Here is a 19,960-nt window from a genome sequence, read left to right as displayed (position 1 = left end):
CGCTTGAAGCAGTGGCGAGGCATCGCCACCCGCTACGAGAAAACCGCCGAGTCCTACAAGGCAGCCGTCACCCTCGCGTCGCTCCTGATGTGGGCGTGACATTTGAAGACAACCCCTAGGGCACGGCCTCGGCGCAACCGCAGGAGAACGGACCTGGCCGGGTGGAGCGCATTGCCTGGAAAGCCTGGTATGTCGCGTTATGTTGCATCAATGCGTCCCCCAGGCGTCTCGCGGGAGAAGCGATGATCCAGGCCATCGGGCTGACCAGCCTGCCTCGCCGACACCAACTCAAGCCCACCGTCGACGACCTCACCTTCGAGGCACGTCCCGGCCGCGTCACCATCCTTCTCGGCCCCAGGGGTTCGGGAAAGACGACCGCCCTACGGCTCATGCTCCAGTTGCAGCCCGGTCGCGGCGTCGCCCTGTTCCGTGGACGGCCCGTGCAGAAGATCGTGCATCTCGCCCGCGAAGTGGGCACGTTGCTCGGCGACGTGCCGGGCCACCCGGCCCGCACGACACGGGGACACCTGCGCATGCTGTCCGCGGCCGCGGGCGTACCGGTGAGCCGCGCCGACGACGTGCTCGACGTCGTCGGGCTCAGCGGCCTCGCCGACAAGCGCATCGGGGAACTCTCGCGCGGAATGGACCGACGTCTCGCGGTGGCCTGCGCGTTGCTCGGCGACCCGCACACGCTGGTGCTGGACGAACCGGCGCAGGACCTGTCGCCACGCGAGACCAGTTGGCTCTACTCGCTGCTGCGCGGCTACGCGAATGAAGGCGGCACCGTCCTGGTGACGTCGCGCCGTGCCGATGAGGCGGCGGACCTGGCCGACCGGGTGGTGAGCGTCGACTCAGGCCGCCTGATGGCGGACCAGGAAGTCACGGACTTCGTACGCACTCGGCTGCGGCCCCGCGTCGCCGTCCGTACCCCGCACGCGGACCGCCTGGCGGCGGTCCTCACCGAGGAGGCCCGAAGGTCCGGCCCAGGGCGCGACAGCGGCCCTCTGAAAGTCGTCCGCGAGGACGGCAACCACCTGTCCGTGTACGGCAGCAGTTGCGCCGAAGTGGGTGAATACGCCTATCGGAACAACATCCTCGTCCATCAACTCACCGACGAGAACGGCGATGTGGGGGACGGCGGAAGTCCTGAGGCGCTCGTTCGAGCAGACGGTCGCCGGCCGGGCTGTTCGACGGCCTCGCTACGACGAACCGACCGGACCTCGGCCCTGTCGGCCTCGACCGACTCGCCGGCCGTTCCCGCCGCTGCCGATGCGGCGACTGTCGCCGTGGACTCGGGCGCCGCGTCGCAGGGCGGAAAGCCCGAGAAATTGCCGGAGGCGGGCATCGAACTGGAGGCAGATGGCGCCGCCCGCACGGCGTCCGGCACTCACGACGACGAGGCCCCGGCGTTGTCCGGCGAATCGATCTCGACGTCTGCGACTTGGGAAGAGGCGTCGCCGACCACCGACCCACGGCCCGGGGCGACACCGGAGCACGCCTCGAACGGACCCGGGACTGCGGCGGCCGCCTCCTCCGCCGTGAACGCCAACGCCCCGGCGCGTTCCGGCACCGGCCGCCCTCCCGCTTCCGACACCGAACCCAACCCCGAACCGGAACCCGACCCCGGACCCGAACCGAAACCCGAAACGGGACCGAACCCGGTCGAGGAACCGGACGACGACCACGAATCACAGCGCCAGGGGGAGTTCGCGGAAGCCGAACTCGCATCCGGCTCGAGGTCGATGTCCCAGCGGCGTTCCGAACCCGCCGCAACATCCTCGGACGACCACGCGGTGGCCGAGAGCTCCTCGCCGGAGCACGGCTCACTGGAGCGCTCTTCGGCGGACGCATCACCGGTAATGGCGCTGTCCGCAGCGCTCACCCCTGTCAGCCAGAGCGAGGGGAACCACTCGTCCGCGGAGGATCCGGGCCACCTTCACCTTCACGCCAACTCGACCCCGCCCCAAGCGGACGTCGACGTCGAGGCGCCCGCCCGCGCAGGGAAATCCGAGGCTGGTTCTTCCGGTGGCGTCGGTCCTTCCGGGACGTCTCCAACTCCGCACACATCTCCGGAAGATCCGACCGTCGTGATCAGTGTCGTCCCCCTAGTCGACCCTGATGCCGCGTCCAGCGGATCGAAACATCGCGCCGCGGCTGCCTCTGCCGCCCGCTCCGAGGCCGGCACAGCTACCGCGCCGTCCCCGAGTTCTGAGTCCGGCTGGTCCCCCTCGTGTCCTCCGGTGCCTGCTGCCGCGGAACTTCCGCCACCCCTCCACGCAGTCGCACGCCCAGGCCCTGTGGCTCCCCTGAGTTACGAGCTGCGCCGCCTCTTCGGCGTCCGCACCAGGTGGATCGCCGTGGCCGCGGCCGTAGCGGCTGCGCTCTGTCTCTCGCTCGTCATGGCCCGGACGGGCCTGGGCCTGCCCTCGGCTTCGAGCAGCACCGTCGCGCCCGCAGTGCGTCTCCTCTCCGGCTGGCCGTCGGGCGGCTTCTTCCTGCTCCCTCCTGTCGCCCTCGCGGTCGGGGTCCTCGGGGCGCTCTCGTTCGGCGAGGAGTTCCGGTTTCCGGCGCTCGTCCCCGCGCGTCCGGCCGTCCCTCACAAACTGAGCCTGCTCGCCTCGAAACTCGCGGTGTCGGCCGCTCTCTCCGTCGTTCTCTGCCTACTCGTGGCCGGGCTCAACGTGATGGCGCTGACTGTCCTCTTCGGTTCCGAGGTCTTCGCTTTCGATTCGTCGAACGCGGTGGATTCCTCTGCCGGTTCACTTTCCGGTTCACTGTTCGCGGGCGCGGGCGCACCGATCGGCGGCACTCCCTGGCAGCTGCACTCCGCAGCGCTCGTCGCTTTCACAGTGGGGTGTGGCTGGACGGGACTTCTCGCCGCAGGTGTCTTCCGTTCCGCAGCCGCCGGCGCGGCCGTGGTGCTGGCGGTGCCGCTGCTCGTCTCACCCGCGCTGCGCGAGTTGTTCAGTGAATCCGGCGGGCGGTCGCTCGACGGCCTTTCCGAGCGTCTGGAAGCCGCGCTGCTCGTCCCCTGGCCTCCCGGGTCCGAGCGCTGGGTGTCGGCCGCTGTCGAGCTGGTGTCCCAACCCGCGGGTCCCGCCTTGGGGTTGGTTCTCGTGGTGCTGTCGTTCGCCTATCTCGTCACCGCGGTACGCAGCCGCGCGCGCTGAGACTTGAGTGGACGCGGGTCCGGGACGCAGGGGGCCTCCGGCTTTGCGCGTCGGGCCACGCGCGGAGGGAGAAGTGCCAACATCTCGCATATGACAGGTAGATGGTCTCCGGGCATCGATGCCTTTCCGATAAGGCGTCAATTGCGAGGAGGTTAACGATCACCCTTTCGTGTGCTTTTCACCAAAGCCCTCAAGGCGCCGCGAAGCCCCGCCGACAAGAAATGCGTGACTACCCTTGCGCACACCATGATGACCGCGGCTCGTTCAGCCGACTCCGGGCTCACCGGCCCGGGAGAAATCGACCGTTACGCGTACGCCGAGTCCTCCGGCTCGGCACGCACGACCAGCAACGTCCCCGCCTGGCAAGGCTCCGAGGCCGACATCAACCGCGTCGGCCGCCGCGCCACCGGAAACCGGGGGCGCGGTCTGCACGGCCAACTCGTCCAGCAACTCGGCCAGATGATCGTCTCCGGCGACCTCGGAGCCGATCGTCCGCTGGTCCCCGAGGAGATCGGCCACCGCTTCGAGGTCTCCCGCACCGTCGTCCGCGAATCCCTCCGCGTCCTGGAGGCGAAGGGCCTCGTCAGCGCGAGGCCCAACGTGGGGACGAGGGTGCGTCCCGTCAGCGACTGGAACCTGCTGGACCCCGACATCATCGAATGGCGCGCCTTCGGGCCGCAGCGGGAGGACCAGCGGCGGGAGCTGCGTGAACTGCGCAGCACAATCGAGCCGTTGGCCGCCCGCCTCGCCGCCGGACAGGTGCGGGACGAGGTTCAGCAGCGCCTCGCGGACATGGTCGAGATCATGACGCACGCACTCGCCCAGGGTGACACCCTCACCTTCTCGCGTGCGGACGCGGAGTTCCACGGGCTGCTGCTGCAGGCGGCGGGGAACCGCATGCTCGAGCACCTCTCGGGGATCGTCTCCGCCGCCCTCCAGGTCTCGGGCGGCCCGGCCACCGGGTGCGACCGGGCGTCCGAGGCGTCGATCGCCCACCACAAGCGGGTCCTCGACGCACTCGCTTCGGGTGAGTCCGCGACCGCCGAGTCGGCGATGCGTCAGCTGCTGGGTGTACGCCCGGAGGCCGCGGCGGCACCCGCGGTGCCTCAGCCGGGCGGCAGTACGGCCGCCGGCACCGGCCCCGGTGGTACGGGCGGTACCGATCACGTCGTCCCGGCGCCCCGCGAGCACTGAGCGAAGTGCCCGAAGCTCCGCCGTCCCCGTACCCCGGGGGCGAGCCGGAGCGGGGGACGCGACCGACAAGCCGCGCCCGCGGCACATACGGATGCGCCGCCGGACATCGGCGGCGCATCCGTATCGCGTCCATAAGAGCGGTGCGGGGTCGCACAGGCGCCCCTCTTGTCCGTCTTTCAGGGATTTTTCACAGAATGCATGCGTGCAGGATGTGATCCGGGCCACGCGTATTGCCCGTAACGCTTCGCGGTGCAGCGCGATGACTCAAGAGGTGACAGCCGAGGAGGAATACGAAGCCCGAGCCCGGCGCTCAACCAGGCGCCGTATTCCTTCGATGCTCAGCCCGCGCCGTCGGTCCATCCCCACCGGCGGTTTGCCGTTTCCATCGTTCCGAGAGGTTGTTCGTGTCGGCCAGCACATCCCGTACGCTCCCTGCGGAGATCGCCGAATCCGAATCTGTGGTGGCGCTCATCGAGCGGGGAAAGGCTGAGGGGCAGATCGGCGGCGACGACGTGCGTCGGGCCTTCGAGGCTGACCAGATTCCGCCAACCCAGTGGAAGAACGTACTGCGCAGCCTCAACCAGATCCTCGACGAGGAGGGTGTGACGCTGATGGTGAGTGCCGCAGAAGCCCCCAAGCGCACCCGTAAGAGCGTCGCGGCGAAGACCCCGGCGAAGCGCACCGCCACGAAGACGGTTCCCGCCAAGACCGCTGCCGCGAAGCAGGTCAACGCCAAGCCGGAGACGGCCGCGGAGACCGGCGCGGTCCCCGCGGAGGTCGTCGACGCGGCCGCCGCCGAGACGGCGGCCGAGCCGGTCAAGAAGGCCGCGGCGAAGAAGACCGCAGCCAAGAAGACGGCCAAGAAGGCGACCGCCAAGAAGGCCACCGCCAAGAAGAGCGCAGGCAAGAAGTCCGTGGTCGACGAGCTCCTCGAGGGCTCGGACGAGGCCGCCGACGAGGCGCCGCCCAAGGTGGCGAACAAGCCCGGCGCGAACGACGGTCCCGCCGCGGAGGTGAAGAACGAGAACGAGGGTTTCGTCCTCTCCGACGACGACGAGGACGACGCGCCCGCGCAGCAGGTCGCGGCGGCCGGTGCCACGGCCGACCCCGTCAAGGACTACCTGAAGCAGATCGGCAAGGTGCCGCTCCTCAACGCGGAGCAGGAGGTCGAACTCGCCAAGCGGATCGAGGCCGGCCTGTTCGCGGAGGACAAGCTCGCCCCCGCGGCGGACAAGCTCGCACCGAAGCTCAAGCGCGAGCTGGAGATCATCGCCGAGGACGGCCGCCGGGCCAAGAATCACCTGCTGGAGGCCAACCTCCGTCTGGTGGTCTCCCTGGCCAAGCGCTACACGGGCCGCGGCATGCTCTTCCTGGACCTGATCCAGGAGGGCAACCTCGGTCTCATCCGCGCCGTCGAGAAGTTCGACTACACCAAGGGCTACAAGTTCTCGACGTACGCGACCTGGTGGATCCGGCAGGCGATCACCCGCGCGATGGCCGACCAGGCCCGCACCATCCGCATCCCGGTGCACATGGTCGAGGTCATCAACAAACTCGCGCGTGTCCAGCGGCAGATGCTCCAGGACCTGGGCCGCGAGCCCTCGCCGGAGGAGCTGGCCAAGGAGCTGGACATGACGCCCGAGAAGGTCGTCGAGGTCCAGAAGTACGGCCGCGAGCCGATCTCGCTCCACACGCCCCTCGGTGAGGACGGCGACAGCGAGTTCGGTGACCTCATCGAGGACTCCGAGGCGGTCGTTCCCGCCGACGCGGTCAGCTTCACGCTCCTCCAGGAGCAGCTGCACTCGGTTCTGGACACGCTCAGCGAGCGTGAGGCGGGCGTGGTGTCGATGCGCTTCGGCCTGACGGACGGTCAGCCGAAGACCCTGGACGAGATCGGCAAGGTATACGGCGTGACCCGTGAGCGGATCCGCCAGATCGAGTCCAAGACGATGTCCAAGCTGCGTCACCCCTCCCGGTCCCAGGTCCTGCGCGACTACCTGGACTGAGGCGGCCGCAGGCACGCGGTACGGCAGGGGCCGGCGATCCTTCCACGGATCGCCGGTCCCTGCCGCGTGTGCGCTGCACGTCTCCGGATGCGGGACTGCGCCATGCGGCTCACCCTTGGTGCTCCGGATAGCCGCTCCACGGGTCTGGAGGCTGCATGCGTCACCTGCGTGCGATCCCGCTGTTCCTGCTCACGGCTGCCCTGCTCGCCGGGCTGCCCGCGGCGTCTGAGCGGCGGCTCCCGGACGACGCCCCGCGTGACCAGGCGCGGGCGCCTGCGCGGGTCGCCGGCACAGCCGACAACCGGGCCGGCGGGCATGCCCCGGCCGCCCGTACCGGAGTGCGGGGCGGGGCGGTGGTCGGCGGGCATCCCGTCGACGCCGCGGATCATCCCTGGGCGGTCGCGCTCTCCAGCAGGGAGCGCTTCGGCCCGGAGCGCTCGGGGCAGTTCTGCGGGGGTGCGCTGGTGGACGTACGCACCGTGGTCACGGCGGCACACTGCCTCGGCCCGGAGGTGCTGGGCTCGGCCAATGGCGAGGTGCGGGATCTGCACGTCATATCGGGGCGAGGGGACCTGGGGTCCCGGTCGGGGCGCGAGGTGCCGGTGGCTTCGGTGTGGGTGGATCCGGCCTACGACTCCGCGACGAATGAGCGGGACATCGCTGTGCTCGCGCTCTCAGATCCGCTGCCGGAGGGCCACCCCGTACCCGTGGCAGCGGCTCAGGACGCCGCGTACGCCCCTGGGACCGCCGCGGAGGTCTACGGCTGGGGTGACACCAGCGGCAGCGGAGCGTACGCCTCAGGCCTGCGCGCAGCCGGTGTGGAGATGGTGGAGGACTCGGAGTGCGCCCGGGCGTATCCGCGCAGCGCCTCCGGCACCTTCGGAGGGGTCTTCGAGGAGCGGTCGATGGTGTGCGCGGGGACTCCGGCGGGCGGCAGGGACGCGTGCCAGGGCGACAGCGGCGGTCCGCTCGTCGCGAAGGGCCGTCTGGTGGGGCTGGTGTCCTGGGGCGTGGGGTGCGGAGAGGAGGGGCGTCCCGGGGTCTACACGCGGGTCTCCGCGATGACGGACGCCATACGGGCGCACAGCGGCTGAGCGGACCGCGGGGAAGTCCGCTCACCGGCTGCCGGGGGCGGAGGAAATTCGAAGGTTTGAAGCGGCCGGGAAATGGGTTGGAGGAAGTGGTTCGCTGAGAGCGAAATCCTTCGGCCACTTACCCGAGAAACCGGATCGGGCGCGGGACAGGGAAAGGCGGCCACCCGGTGTCACCGGGTGGCCGCCCACCGTTTCCGGCTCTGAGCCGGACCGAGCTCGTCGGTTCGGGACGTTGCTTGCGTCAGTTCCAGGACGCTCGGGATTACTCGCCGGTCTCCGCATTCGCGGGAGACGCGGTGAGCTTCTCCGTCTCGTCCTGTATCTCCGCGGCGATCTTCTTGAGCTCGGGCTCGAACTTACGGCCGTGGTGGGCGCAGAACAGCAGCTCTCCGCCGCTGAGCAGCACGACGCGCAGGTAGGCCTGAGCGTTGCAGCGGTCGCAGCGATCGGCGGCCGTCAACGGAGTCGCGGGGGTCAGAACAGTAGTCACGTCGCCTCTTCTCTAGCTCGACGAGCTGTCGTACCAGGGTCAACATCCAACCAGGTCGAAAACGTTCCCGCTCTCGACGATTCCCTTGGAGGTTTCTCCGCGGGGGCGGCTGCATGTTGCCGGGTGGCGGCGAATGAGCCGTATTACGTGGGTTGCTTCGTCGTCATGTCGCTTGGTTGCTGTTGTCCAGTTGTTGTCTGTGCAGTGTTCCCGTTGTTGAAGGGGACGTGCCCGGAGCCTAAATGGTTCATGCGCCAAAGGGAACGTGATGTGTGCGTCACCCGCTCGTGTTATCGAACACTCTATCGAGCATGGGCTAGCATGAACCCCCTTCCTGGGTGGCGCGGCGCGCCCTCTCCTGCACTCTCGGTACCCTCTGACGCGGCAGCCAGCCACCCCCAGCAGAATTCAGCGAGGAGCGAACCGCGTGACCGCCGAACCTTCCCTGGCCACCGGCACGGGGAACACCAAGCCGTCCGCCGCACTGCTCACCGGCGCAGACCGGGACGGCGGCTCCAACTACACCGCGCGGCACCTGCTGGTTCTCGAGGGGCTCGAGGCGGTGCGGAAGCGCCCCGGCATGTACATCGGCTCCACCGACAGCCGCGGGCTCATGCACTGCCTCTGGGAGATCATCGACAACTCCGTGGACGAAGCCCTCGGCGGCCACTGCGACCGCATCGAGGTGATCCTCCACGAGGACGGCTCGGTCGAGGTCCGCGACAACGGCCGGGGCATCCCCGTCGACGTCGAGCCCAAGACGGGCCTCTCCGGCGTCGAAGTCGTGATGACGAAGCTGCACGCCGGCGGCAAGTTCGGAGGCGGCTCCTACGCCGCCTCCGGCGGTCTGCACGGGGTCGGCGCCTCGGTCGTCAACGCACTGGCGTCGCGGCTCGACATCGAGGTCGACCGCGGGAGCCGCACGCACAGCATCAGCTTCCGCCGCGGCGTCCCCGGAATCTTCACCGAGTCGGGCCCCGACGCGCCGTTCGACCCCGCCAGCGGCCTGCGCAAGGGCAAGAAGCTGCCGAAGAACCGCACCGGTACGCGCGTGCGCTACTGGGCGGACCGCCAGATCTTCCTCAAGGACGCCAAGCTCTCGCTGGAGACGCTGTACGCCCGCGCCCGCCAGACCGCCTTCCTGGTCCCCGGGCTCACGCTGGTCGTACGGGACGAGCGCGGGCTGGAGCAGCCGGCGGGATCCGGGGGGCAGGACGCGTCCGGCTCCGGGGTCACGGAGGAGGTCTTCCACTACGACGGCGGCATCAGCGAGTTCTGCGAGTACCTCGCGCAGGACCGTCCCGTCTGCGACGTGCTGAGGCTGCAGGGCAAGGGCCAGTTCAAGGAGACGGTGCCCGTCCTCGACGACCGGGGCCACATGATCCCCACCGAGGTCCAGCGCGAGCTGGGCGTGGACATCGCGCTCCGCTGGGGCACGGGGTACGACACCACGCTGAAGTCCTTCGTCAACATCATCGCCACCCCCAAGGGCGGCACCCACGTGTCCGGGTTCGAACGCTCTGTCACCAGGACCGTCAACGAGGCGCTGCGGGCCACGAAGATCCTCCGGGTCGCCGAGGACGACGTCGCCAAGGACGACGCCCTCGAGGGCCTGACGGCGGTCGTGACGGTGCGGCTGGCCGAGCCGCAGTTCGAGGGGCAGACCAAGGAGGTGCTGGGCACATCGGCGGCCTCACGGATCGTCGCGCAGGTCGTCGCCTCGGAGCTGAAGACCTTCCTGACCTCGACGAAGCGGGACGCAAAGCAGCAGGCCCGTGCCGTCCTGGAGAAGATCGCGGCGGCGGCACGTACGCGCATCGCCGCCCGGCAGCACAAGGAGGCGCAGCGGCGGAAGACTGCCCTGGAATCGTCCGCGCTGCCCGCCAAGCTGGCCGACTGCCGTAGCGACGAGGTCGAGCGCAGCGAACTGTTCATCGTCGAGGGCGACTCGGCGCTCGGCACCGCGAAGCTGGCCCGGAACTCCGAGTTCCAGGCGCTGCTGCCGATCCGCGGCAAGATCCTCAACGTCCAGAAGTCCTCCGTCGCGGACATGCTGAAGAACGCCGAATGCGGCTCGATCATCCAGGTGATAGGAGCCGGGTCCGGGCGGACCTTCGACATCGACCAGGCGCGCTACGGCAAGGTCATCTTCCTCGCGGACGCGGACGTCGACGGCGCGCACATCCGCTGCCTGCTGCTCACCCTCTTCCAGCGCTACATGCGCCCCATGGTCGAGGAGGGCCGCGTCTTCTCCGCCGTGCCGCCGCTGCACCGGATCGAGCTGACCAGCCCCAAGAAGGGGCAGGCCAAGTACATCTACACCTACTCGGACAACGAGCTGCGGCAGACGCTGATGGACCTGCAGCGCAGGAACGTGCGGTACAAGGACTCGATTCAGCGCTACAAGGGGCTGGGCGAGATGGACGCCGACCAGCTCGCGGAGACGACGATGGACCCGCGGCACCGCACGCTGCGCCGGATCAACATCAGCGACCTGGAGTCCGCGGAGGCGGCGTTCGACCTGCTGATGGGCAGCGAAGTGGCGCCGCGCAGGGAGTTCATCAGCTCCTCCGCCGCGACGCTGGACCGCTCGCGGATCGACGTCTGACGGACAACGCCGCGCCGCCCGGACCTGGCTGTCTGGTACGTCACCTGAAGGGGTGAACAGTCCGGGATGCCCCATCCGTGATCTTCTGCGCGTGCCCATCCTTGGGCCATGCGCACCGAAGACCCCTGGTACGACGACGCCCTGACCTCAGGCTGGGGCGAGCACGACGGACTCCCCGCCGCACCGGGCCGCCCCGCGGAGGCACGGCCCGGGCGCGGTGAGCCCGGTGATCCGCACGCGGCCGTCTACCTCACCGTCCAGCGCAGTCCCGCGTTCCAGCAGGTGCGGCGCCGGTACCGGCGTTTCGTCCTCCCGGCCACCGCGGCGTTCCTCGTCTGGTACTTCGCGTACGTCGTGACGGCCACGGTCGCTCCGCAGCTGATGGCCCGGCCCCTGGTGGGGGTCTTCAACGTGGCGATGGCCGCCGGTCTCGCGCAGTTCGCCACCACCTTCCTGCTGACCTGGGCGTACGTCCGCCACGCCCGGTTGCGCAGGGACAGGCCGGCGCTCGAACTGCGGTGGGAGACGCAGGACATGGCCCGCACAGGTGCGGCGGCAGCGGGCCCCGGGCGTGATCGCGGCGACGCCCCCGCGCAGAGTCGCGGGGACGCCCGAAGCGGGCGGCGGGCCGAGGCCCTCGCCGATTTCCCGGGTCCGCGCACCGCTCGGGAGGGCACGCTGTGACTGGCGACCACCGGACACTGACGCTGCTGCTCTTCAGCGCCGTCATCGCCGTGACGCTGGGCATCACGAGCTGGGCGAGCCGGCGCCGGCAGGGGTCGCCCGAGGAGTTCTACGCGGGCGGCCGCCTCTTCAGCCCGATGGAGAACGGGTTCGCCATCGCGGGCGACTACATGTCGGCCGCGTCGTTCCTGGGCATCTCCGGGGTCATCGCGCTGTTCGGGTACGACGGCATCCTCTACGCCGTCGGCTTCCTCGTGGCGTGGCTGGTGGTGCTGCTCCTCGTCGCGGAACTCGTGCGCAACTGCGGCCGGTTCACGCTGGCAGACGTGGTCGCCGCGCGGATGCGCGAACGGCCGGTGCGGATCGCCTCGGGCATCTCCTCCGTCACCGTCTCGGTCCTCTACCTCGTCGCGCAGATGGTGGGCGCCGGCAGCCTCGTCGCGCTGCTGCTCGGCAGCGGAAGCGGGCAGGCGCGGTCGTGGACGGTGATCGGGGTCGGAGCACTGATGATCGTCTACGTCTCCTGCGGGGGCATGCGGGCGACGACGTGGATTCAGATCGTGAAGGCGGTGCTGCTCCTCGGAGGAGCCCTCTCGCTGACGGTGCTCGTGCTGCTGCGGTTCGGCGGCGACGTCGGCGCGCTGCTCAGCAGCGCCGCCGAAGGCAGCGGCCACGGGCGGGACTTCCTCGCCCCGGGGCTCCGGTACGGCGGGGAGTGGACTCACAGGCTGGACTTCGTCAGCCTGGGGCTCGCGCTCGTCCTGGGGACAGCGGGGCTGCCGCACATCCTCTCCCGCTTCTACACGGTGCCGACCGCGCGCGCCGCACGCCGCTCGGTGGTCTGGTCGATCGGTCTCATCGGCGGCTTCTACCTGATGACCGTCGTGTTGGGCTTCGGCGCCGCGGCGCTGCTGGGCAGCGATGCGGTACGGGCGTCCGACCCGGCGGGGAACACGGCGGTACCGCTGCTGTCGCTCGAACTGGGCGGGGGAGCCGAATCGGCGGGCGGGCAGGCGCTGTTCGCGATCGTGGCCGCCATCGCCTTCGCCACGATCCTGGCGGTGGTCGCCGGCATCACCCTCGCCTCCTCCGCGTCCGTCGCGCACGATCTCTACGCGTCGTTCAGCCGGCGTGCCCGGTCCGTCGGGGGCAAGGGGTGGAGTGAGGTCGGGGTGGCGCGGGTCGCCGCGGCCGTGGTGGGTGCGGCGGCAGTCGGACTCGGGCTGCTGGCTCAGCAGTTGAACGTGGCCTTCCTCGTCGGGCTCGCCTTCGCGGTCGCGGCGGCGGCCAACCTGCCCGTGCTGCTGTACGCGCTCTTCTGGCGCCGGTTCACGACGAGGGGTGCGGTCTGGTCGGTCTACGGGGGTCTGATTCCGGCCATCGCCCTGGTCGCCCTCTCGCCGGTGGTGTCAGGGGCGCCGGGGGCGCTGTTCCCTCATGCCGACTTCGCGGTCTTCCCCCTGGAGAACCCCGGGCTGGTGGCCATCCCGCTCGGTTTCCTGGCGGGCTGGCTCGGCACCGTCACGTCGCGCGAAGCGGCCGACGAGGCCAAGCACGCGGAGACGGAGGTCCGTTCACTTACCGGTGCGGGCGCTGTCTGAGTGCCGTCAGGGCGTGAAGAAGATGGTCCAGACCTATTGACATGTACGCGGTGACGCCGGACATTGTCTTCAACAAATTACGGCATGCCAGTTCCGTGTGATCCGTCCACAGGAAGGCAACCGCTCGATGAAACCCCGGAGTTCCTTCACAGCCGGCCTGCTCGCGGCCGTCGCCCTCGCCACCGCCCCCGTACTCGTGACGCCCGCAAGCGCGGCGGAGCCCCCGCAACCGGACCGCGCTGTGGCCTCGTTCAGCGACGACTTCGACGGCCCGGCGGGCAGCCCCGTCGACGGGTCGAAGTGGCAGCTGGAGACAGGCGACAACGTCAACAACCACGAGCGCCAGTGGTACACGAGCGGTACGGACAACGCCGCACTCGACGGCCAGGGCAACCTCGTGATCACCGCGAAGAAGGAGAACCCCGCCGGCTACCAGTGCTGGTACGGCGCTTGCGAGTACACCTCCGCCCGGCTGAACACCGCGAGCACGTTCAAGACGACCTACGGGCACGTCGAGACCCGCCTGAAGGTGCCCGAGGGGCAAGGCATGTGGCCCGCCTTCTGGATGCTGGGGGAGGACATCGGCAGCGTGGGATGGCCGGAGTGCGGCGAGATCGACGTCATGGAGAACGTCGGCTTCGAACCCGGGACGGTCCACGGCACGCTCCACGGGCCGGGCTACTCCGGGGGCGGCGGGATCGGTGCCGGATACACCCTGCCGGACGGGCAGAAGTTCTCCGACGGCTTCCACACCTTCGCCGTCGACTGGTCCCCGGAGAAGATCACGTGGTCGGTGGACGGCAACGTGTACCAGACCCGTACCCCCGCGGACCTCAACGGCAACCGGTGGGCGTTCGACCACCCCTTCTTCCTGATCCTGAATCTCGCGGTCGGCGGCGACTGGCCCGGCGATCCGGACGGCAGCACCAGCTTCCCGAAGCAGCTGGTGGTCGACTACGTCCGCGTCACCGGAGGCAACTGACCGGGGGAGGGGGCGGGGTCGCTCTGCTCGGCGCCCCGCCCCTACGCCCTCTCCCGCTCCGCCTTCTCCGGCGCGGACGCCTCGGCCGACCCGGGTGACGCCGCCCCTGCTGAGGCGGCGGCCGTCCCCGGGTGGAGGGCGTGCGGCAGTACGACAGTGAACTCCGCACCGCCCAGCTCGGCTTCGCCGACTCGGGCCGTGCCGCCGTGCCGCTCGGCGAGCCGCCGCACGAGGGCGAGTCCCAGCCCCCTCTGCCGGTGCGCGGGCGGTTCCTTCGTGGACCATCCCTCGGCGAAGACGAGATCGCGCTGGTCGGCGGGTACGCCCGGGCCGCTGTCGGCGACCCGCAGGACGATGCCGGTACCGGCGCCGTCGTCCTCCCTGCCGGCTGTGGACGCGCTGGCGCAGAGGAGCCCCTCCGGGCCCTCGCGTAGCCCCTCCCGGTCCTCCCCGTCCTGAGGGCGCAGCTCGACCGACACCCGGGGATCCGCTGAACCGGCCGCCGCGTCCACGGCGTTGTCGACGAGGTTGCCGAGCACGGTCGCAAGCTCCCGCGGGTCGACCAGCCGGTCCGGCAGCTGTGTGGCCGACGTGGTGTGCAGGACGACGCCGCGTTCGGCGGCCACCGTCGCCTTCCCCACGAGCAGCGCGGCCAGCAGCGGATCCCCCACGCGTTCGGTGATCTGCTCGGCTGTCGCGCGGTGCACTCCTACAGCGGCGCTGAGGTAGTCGACCGCTTCGTCGTACTGGCCGAGCTCCAGCAGCCCCAGCAGGATGTGCATCCGGTTGGCGTGCTCGTGGTCCTGGGCGCGGAGGGCGTCGATCAGGCCGCGGGAGCCGTCGAGTTCGCGCCCCAGCAGCTCGAGCTCTGTCCGGTCGCGCAGCGTGGCCACCGCGCCGCCGTCGCCCGTGGGCATGCGGTTGGCCACCAGTACGCGGCCGCCCCGGACGGTGAGCAGGTCCGAACCGGTGACACTCCCGCACAGAACATCCGCGGTGCGGCCCGGACCGAGGGCCTCCGCCAGGGGCCGTCCGGTGTCCTCGGGGCGGAGTTCGAGGAGCCGCTGCGCCTCGTCGTTGATCAGCCTGAGGCAGCCGCGAGCGTCGAGGGCGACGACGCCCTCGCGGATTCCGTGCAGCATGGCCTCCCGCTCGTCCAGCAGCGCGGAGATGTCGGAGAAGGCCAGGTCATGGGTCTGCCGCTGGAGCCGTCGGGAGACGAGCACCGCGGCGAGCACACCGACGGCCAGCGCCCCGCACGCGTACGCCAGCAGCTCCGGCACCGCGCCCAGCAGTCTGTCCTGTACGCCGTCGTAGGCGATGCCCACGGAGACCGCGCCGACGAGCCGGCCCCCCTCGTCGCGCAGCGGCACCTTCCCGCGTGCGGACCGGCCGAGGGTCCCCTCGTCGATGTGCCGTACCTCGCGTCCGGCCAGTACGGCGCCCGGATCGGTGGAGACGTGCTCGCCGACGCGGCGGCGCTCCGGGTGCGACCAGCGGATGCCGTCGGTGTCCATGACGACGACGTAGCCGGCGCCGGTGGACTTGCGTATGCGTTCCGCCTGGGCCTGCACCTGGCCGTCGGCGGAGGGCCCGGTCTCCGAGCCGAGCCGGCGGGCGAGACCGGGGCTGGCCGCCGTCGTCTGCGCGATGGCCAGGGCGCGGTCCATCGCGCGGTCGTCCAGTTCGTCGCTGAGCGGGGCGAGGAAGAAGGCCGTGACCAGCGCGGTGACGCCGGTCGCGATGGCCAGCTGCATCAGCAGGACCTGCGAGAACACGCGCTGCGGCCACCGGACCCGGCTCAGGGGGGCGCGCAGGCGTTGCCGCACATCGGTCGGGGCTGTGCCGGGGGCGGAGGCGTCGGGTGGGTTCACGGGGTCCTCGTTTGCGGTGCACGACGGGACGGGCGGGAGCCAACAGGGGGCCCGTACCGGGGCGGAGGGGGAGAGGCGGGCGGGGCCGCTCCCGTGCGTGTGTGCGAGACGGTAGCCCGTTCCGGGCGCTGTCCGCTGTGACGTGCGCGATCCCCGGGCAGCGCACCCCGAGGCCCGGCGCACCTGTCACCGTCACGTCCGGTCCGGACTCGCGGTGAGAGCACGCGCCGCCCTCCACTACGATCAACAGCCGTTCAGACGGCACCACGCTGGAGGCACCGCCCGTGACCACCCGCCGCGTCCCGGTCATCGTCCTGGCAGGGTTCCTCGGTTCCGGCAAGACGACCTTGCTCAACCATCTGCTGCGGAACAGCCGCGGCACCCGCATCGGCGCCGTCGTCAACGACTTCGGCAGCATCGGGATCGACGCCATGGCGGTGGCCGGCCAGGTCGACTCGATGGTCGCCCTCGGCGACGGCTGCCTGTGCTGCGCGGTGGACACCAGCGACCTGGACGAGGTTCTCGACAAGCTGGCCCGCCCGTCCGTGGACATGGACGTCATCGTCGTCGAGGCCAGCGGGCTCGCGGAGCCCGAGACGATGATCCGCATGATCCTCGCCGCGCGGAGCGAGCACACCGTCTACGGCGGGCTGACAGAGGTCGTCGACGCCGCCGAGTTCGACCGCACGCGCGAACGCCACCCGGAGCTGGACCGGCATGTGCGGGCCGCCGACCTCGTAGTGCTCAACAAGACCGACCGGGTCTCGGAGCCGGTACGGCAGGCGCTGCGAGAGGAACTGGCCAGGCTGAGCCCGGGCACGCCGGTCGTCACCGCGGCGCACGGACGGATCGATCCCTCGCTGCTCTTCGACCCGGCGCGGCGGGAACGTCCCCCAGTCGAACAGCTCTCCTTCGAAGACCTGCTGCGAGACGAGCGAGACGAGCGCGACGGGGCGAGCAGGGACGTCGCGGAAAGCAGCGACGGCGATGGCCCCGAGGGATGCGGGCAGGACGATCACACAGGGCATCTGCACGCCGCGTACGAGAGTGTGTCGTTCACCTCGGAGCGGCCGCTGCACCCCGGGCGCCTCATGGACTTCCTGGACAGCAGGCCGGCCGGTCTCTACCGCATCAAGGGCCACGTCGACCTGGGGCCGGCCGACCCCGCGAACCGCTACGGCGTGCACGCCGTCGGCGGCTTCCTGCGGTTCACGCCTGAGCGGTGGCCGCAGGACGAGGAGCGGCTCACCAGGCTGGTGCTGATCAGCGCGGGCGCCGACACGGCCGCACTGCGCGAGAAGCTGGAGGGCTGCGTCGCGGACGGGGCCGGGGACGACGATCCGAACGCGCTGTGGGGCGTGCTGCGTTACGTCGAGGAGCCCGGTGAGGGCGGCTCGGACGATGGCCGCACCGGCGACGGCTCCCTGGCTGACGGCGCGGAGGACGGCACGCCCTGGTACGAGCCCGACGCCGAGGACGAACCGGTCGCGGGGCCCGGTCTCTGACCCGACCGGGCCCGGCCGCCGGAACGCCCCGCCGCCCGGCGGAGCGTCCGCCAGCGGGTCTGTGCGCCGAACCGTGCCTACACAGGCCCCGCGACGACCGCCACCGGCTTCTGCAGCGGCACCCCCGACCCGTCGCGGCGCGGGTCGATCTCCGGAAGCTCCACCGGTGTGCCGTTCTTGGACGCCGCCTTTGCAGGCGCGGGACCGGCCCAGGCCAGCGCAAGGCAGTCCTCGCCCTTGAGGAACCGCTGGCAGCGCACGCCGCCTGTCGCGCGCCCCTTCCGCGGGAACTGGTCGAAGGGGGTGAGCTTCGCCGTGCTGATCGAGTCGTCCAGAGTGCCGTGCGAGCCGGAGAGCGTGAAGACCACCGCGTCCACGGACGGGTCGACGGCGGTGAAGGAGATGACCTTCGCCTCACCCGTCAGTTTGATCCCGGCCATGCCGCCCGCGCCCCGTCCCTGCGGACGGACCTGCCCGGCCGGATAACGCAGCAGCTGAGCCTCGTCGGTGATGAAGACCAGGTCCTCCTCGCCCGTCCGCAGCTCCGCGCCGCCCACGATGCGGTCGCCGTCGCGCAGCGAGATGACCTCCAACTCCTCCTTGTGAGCCGGGTAGTCGGGCACCACCCGCTTGACCACGCCCTGTTCGGTGCCCAGCGCCAGGCCGGGTGAGGACTCGTCGAGAGTGGTCAGGCAGATCAGGTCCTCGTCGTCTTCCAGGGAGAGGAACTCCGAGACCTGTGCGCCGCCCGCGAGATGGGGGGCGGAGGCCGACTCCGGAAGCTGCGGCAGGTCGACGACGGTGAGCCGCAGGAGCCTCCCGGCCGAGGTGACGGCGCCCACCTCGCCGCGCGTCGTCGCCGGCACGGCGGAGACGATCACATCGTGCTTGGCGCGCTTCGCGTCCTGGTCGAAGGCGGGTTCGCCGTTGGCGGTACGGGCGAGCAGGCCCGTCGAGGAGAGCAGCACCCGGCACGGGTCGTCGGCGACCTCCAGCGGGACAGCGGCCACCTGCGCGCCCGCCGACTCCAGCAGCTCCGTACGCCGGGGGGTGCCGTACTTCTTCGCGACGGCGGCGAGTTCGCCGGAGACGAGCTTGCGCAGCTCCGCGTCCGACTCCAGGATCCGCGTCAGATCCTCGATCTCGGAACGCAGCCGGTCCCGCTCGCTCTCCAGCTCGATGCGGTCGAACTTGGTGAGCCGGCGGAGCGGGGTGTCGAGGATGTACTGCGTCTGCACGTCGCTGAGCCCGAACCGGGCCATGAGCGATTCCTTGGCCTGCGCCGAGTTCTCACTCGACCTGATGATCCTGATGACCTCGTCGATGTCGATGAGGGCCACCAGCAGCCCCTCGACCAGGTGCAGCCGGTCCTTCCGCTTGGTGCGGCGGAACTCGCTGCGCCGGCGCACCACGGTGAACCGGTGGTCGACGTAGACCTCCAGGAGCTCCTTGAGGCCGAGCGTGAGCGGCTGGCCGTCGACGAGCGCGACGTTGTTGATGCCGAAGGACTCCTCCATCGGCGTCAACTTGTACAGCTGCTCCAGTACCGCTTCCGGGTTGAAACCGTTCTTGATCTCGATGACCAGGCGCAGCCCGTGGGCGCGGTCCGTGAGGTCCTTGACGTCCGCGATGCCCTGCAGGCGCTTGGAGTTGACCAGGTCCTTGATCTTGGAGATGACCTTCTCCGGGCCGACGGCGAAGGGCAGCTCCGTCACGACGAGGCCCTTGCGCCGGGGCGTGACCTGCTCGACGACGGCCGTGGCGCGCATCTTGAAGCTGCCGCGGCCGCCCGCGTAGGCGTCCTTGATCCCGTCCATGCCGACGATCCGGCCGCCCGTCGGCAGGTCCGGTCCCGGGACGAAGCGCATCAGCGTCTCCAGATCCGCACCGGGGTGCTTGATCAGGTGCCGTGCGGCGGCGATCACTTCGCCTAGGTTGTGCGGCGGCATGTTGGTGGCCATGCCGACCGCGATGCCCGAGGAGCCGTTGACCAGCAGGTTGGGATAGGCGGCCGGAAGCGCGCCCGGTTCCTGCTCGCTGCCGTCGTAGTTGGGTGCGAAGTCGACCGTCTCCTCGTCGATCGACTCGACCATCAGACCGGCCGCGGGCGCTGAGCGGCACTCCGTGTACCGCATCGCCGCGGGCGGGTCGTCGTTGCCCAGCGAACCGAAGTTGCCGTGCCCGTCGACCAGCGGCAGCCGCATGGAGAACGACTGCGCCATGCGCACGAGCGCGTCGTAGATGGCGCTGTCGCCGTGCGGGTGCAGCTTTCCCATCACCTCGCCGACGACCCGGGCGCACTTGACGTAGCTCCGCTCCGGACGGAGGCCCATCTCGTGCATCTGGTACAGGATGCGCCGCTGTACGGGCTTCATCCCGTCGCGGGCGTCGGGAAGCGCACGCGAGTAGATGACCGAGTAGGCGTACTCCAGGAAGGAGCCCTGCATCTCGTCGACGACGTCGATGTCGAGGATGCGCTCTTCGAAATCTTCCGGTGGAGTCTTCGTACTGCGGCGGGCCATCGCGGCTGGCTCTCCTTAGGGTGCGTACCGGTGCGGGCGGCTGCTGTCGAGCCGGGTACGGATGCGGAACTCGACGCGGACCATTGTGGACCGCGCCGCCGACAGCCGGTTCCCCGGCCCGTTCGGCCGGGGTGCCGCCGGGCGCCGCTCCGTCGGAGGACGGCCCGCAGCGGGCCGGGTCCCAGGGCGTACCGTACGGGAACTCCGCATGCTGTCGGCGCGGTTGCATA

The 19,960-nt window shown here is 70.4% G+C and carries 11 protein-coding genes and 1 pseudogene; 9 read left to right on the top strand and 3 right to left on the bottom strand.

Annotated elements, in window-relative coordinates:
* Window positions 1-242 precede the first annotated feature (242 nt).
* The 4 genes from IEY56_RS22025 to IEY56_RS22010 all read left to right on the top strand — a co-directional run bounded on the left by IEY56_RS22025 (window position 243) and on the right by IEY56_RS22010 (window position 7,464).
* Window positions 243-3,170 (top strand): ATP-binding cassette domain-containing protein, encoded by a 2,928-nt coding sequence (locus IEY56_RS22025; protein WP_189038992.1) that lies wholly within the window; start codon window positions 243-245, stop codon window positions 3,168-3,170.
* 171 nt (window positions 3,171-3,341) lie between these two features.
* Window positions 3,342-4,364 carry a FadR/GntR family transcriptional regulator gene (locus IEY56_RS22020; RefSeq protein WP_308424170.1) on the top strand — a complete coding sequence of 341 codons (1,023 nt, stop codon included), beginning with the start codon at window positions 3,342-3,344 and terminating at the stop codon, window positions 4,362-4,364.
* A gap of 404 nt (window positions 4,365-4,768) precedes the next feature.
* Complete coding sequence (locus tag IEY56_RS22015; protein WP_268241341.1) at window positions 4,769-6,370, top strand: RNA polymerase sigma factor; 1,602 nt, start codon at window positions 4,769-4,771, stop codon at window positions 6,368-6,370.
* A 155-nt stretch (window positions 6,371-6,525) separates the two neighbouring features.
* Window positions 6,526-7,464 carry a serine protease gene (locus IEY56_RS22010; RefSeq protein ID WP_189038989.1) on the top strand — a complete coding sequence of 313 codons (939 nt, stop codon included), beginning with the start codon at window positions 6,526-6,528 and terminating at the stop codon, window positions 7,462-7,464.
* 262 nt (window positions 7,465-7,726) lie between these two features.
* Here the strand turns inward: IEY56_RS22010 and IEY56_RS22005 are convergent, their stop codons facing one another.
* Window positions 7,727-7,954: a DUF7455 domain-containing protein gene (locus tag IEY56_RS22005; protein ID WP_045866205.1), complete on the bottom strand. Its 228-nt coding sequence runs from the start codon at window positions 7,952-7,954 to the stop codon at window positions 7,727-7,729.
* Between the two features lie 427 nt (window positions 7,955-8,381).
* On the opposite strand from IEY56_RS22005, the gene IEY56_RS22000 reads away from it, so the two are divergent.
* From IEY56_RS22000 to IEY56_RS21985, 4 genes and pseudogenes are all read left to right on the top strand, one after another.
* A complete protein-coding gene (locus IEY56_RS22000) occupies window positions 8,382-10,562 on the top strand; it encodes a DNA gyrase/topoisomerase IV subunit B (RefSeq protein ID WP_308424169.1) in 2,181 nt (726 codons plus the stop codon).
* 108 nt (window positions 10,563-10,670) lie between these two features.
* Window positions 10,671-11,117 (top strand): annotated as a pseudogene (locus tag IEY56_RS21995) (DUF485 domain-containing protein); the annotation flags it as partial.
* Between the two features lie 125 nt (window positions 11,118-11,242).
* Entirely contained in the window at window positions 11,243-12,847 is a 1,605-nt protein-coding gene (locus IEY56_RS21990) for a monocarboxylic acid transporter (protein ID WP_189038987.1), read from the top strand.
* 127 nt (window positions 12,848-12,974) lie between these two features.
* Window positions 12,975-13,829 carry a glycoside hydrolase family 16 protein gene (locus IEY56_RS21985; RefSeq protein WP_189038986.1) on the top strand — a complete coding sequence of 285 codons (855 nt, stop codon included), beginning with the start codon at window positions 12,975-12,977 and terminating at the stop codon, window positions 13,827-13,829.
* A gap of 41 nt (window positions 13,830-13,870) precedes the next feature.
* Here the strand turns inward: IEY56_RS21985 and IEY56_RS21980 are convergent, their stop codons facing one another.
* Window positions 13,871-15,586, bottom strand: a complete 1,716-nt coding sequence (locus tag IEY56_RS21980) for an ATP-binding protein (protein ID WP_189039021.1) — start codon at window positions 15,584-15,586, stop codon at window positions 13,871-13,873.
* Window positions 15,587-15,987: 401 nt separating this feature from the next.
* On the opposite strand from IEY56_RS21980, the gene IEY56_RS21975 reads away from it, so the two are divergent.
* Window positions 15,988-17,208, top strand: coding sequence for a CobW family GTP-binding protein (locus tag IEY56_RS21975; RefSeq protein WP_189038985.1), 1,221 nt, complete (start codon window positions 15,988-15,990; stop codon window positions 17,206-17,208).
* A 77-nt stretch (window positions 17,209-17,285) separates the two neighbouring features.
* Here the strand turns inward: IEY56_RS21975 and IEY56_RS21970 are convergent, their stop codons facing one another.
* Window positions 17,286-19,730 carry a DNA gyrase/topoisomerase IV subunit A gene (locus IEY56_RS21970; protein ID WP_189038984.1) on the bottom strand — a complete coding sequence of 815 codons (2,445 nt, stop codon included), beginning with the start codon at window positions 19,728-19,730 and terminating at the stop codon, window positions 17,286-17,288.
* Window positions 19,731-19,960 lie beyond the last annotated feature (230 nt).

The sequence above is a fragment of the Streptomyces daqingensis genome (genome assembly GCF_014645895.1).
GTDB lineage: Bacteria > Actinomycetota > Actinomycetes > Streptomycetales > Streptomycetaceae > Streptomyces > Streptomyces daqingensis.
Note: the sequence above shows the minus strand (reverse complement) of the source record. Positions and strands in the feature narration are given on the sequence as shown.

Coding starts and splice junctions, on each gene's coding strand:
- IEY56_RS22025 (WP_189038992.1), top strand. CDS start 243: ATGATCCAGGCCATCGGGCTGACCAGCCTGCCTCGCCGACACCAACTC.
- IEY56_RS22010 (WP_189038989.1), top strand. CDS start 6,526: ATGCGTCACCTGCGTGCGATCCCGCTGTTCCTGCTCACGGCTGCCCTG.
- IEY56_RS21985 (WP_189038986.1), top strand. CDS start 12,975: ATGAAACCCCGGAGTTCCTTCACAGCCGGCCTGCTCGCGGCCGTCGCC.
- IEY56_RS21980 (WP_189039021.1), bottom strand. CDS start 15,586: ATGCAGCTGGCCATCGCGACCGGCGTCACCGCGCTGGTCACGGCCTTC.
- IEY56_RS21970 (WP_189038984.1), bottom strand. CDS start 19,730: ATGGCCCGCCGCAGTACGAAGACTCCACCGGAAGATTTCGAAGAGCGC.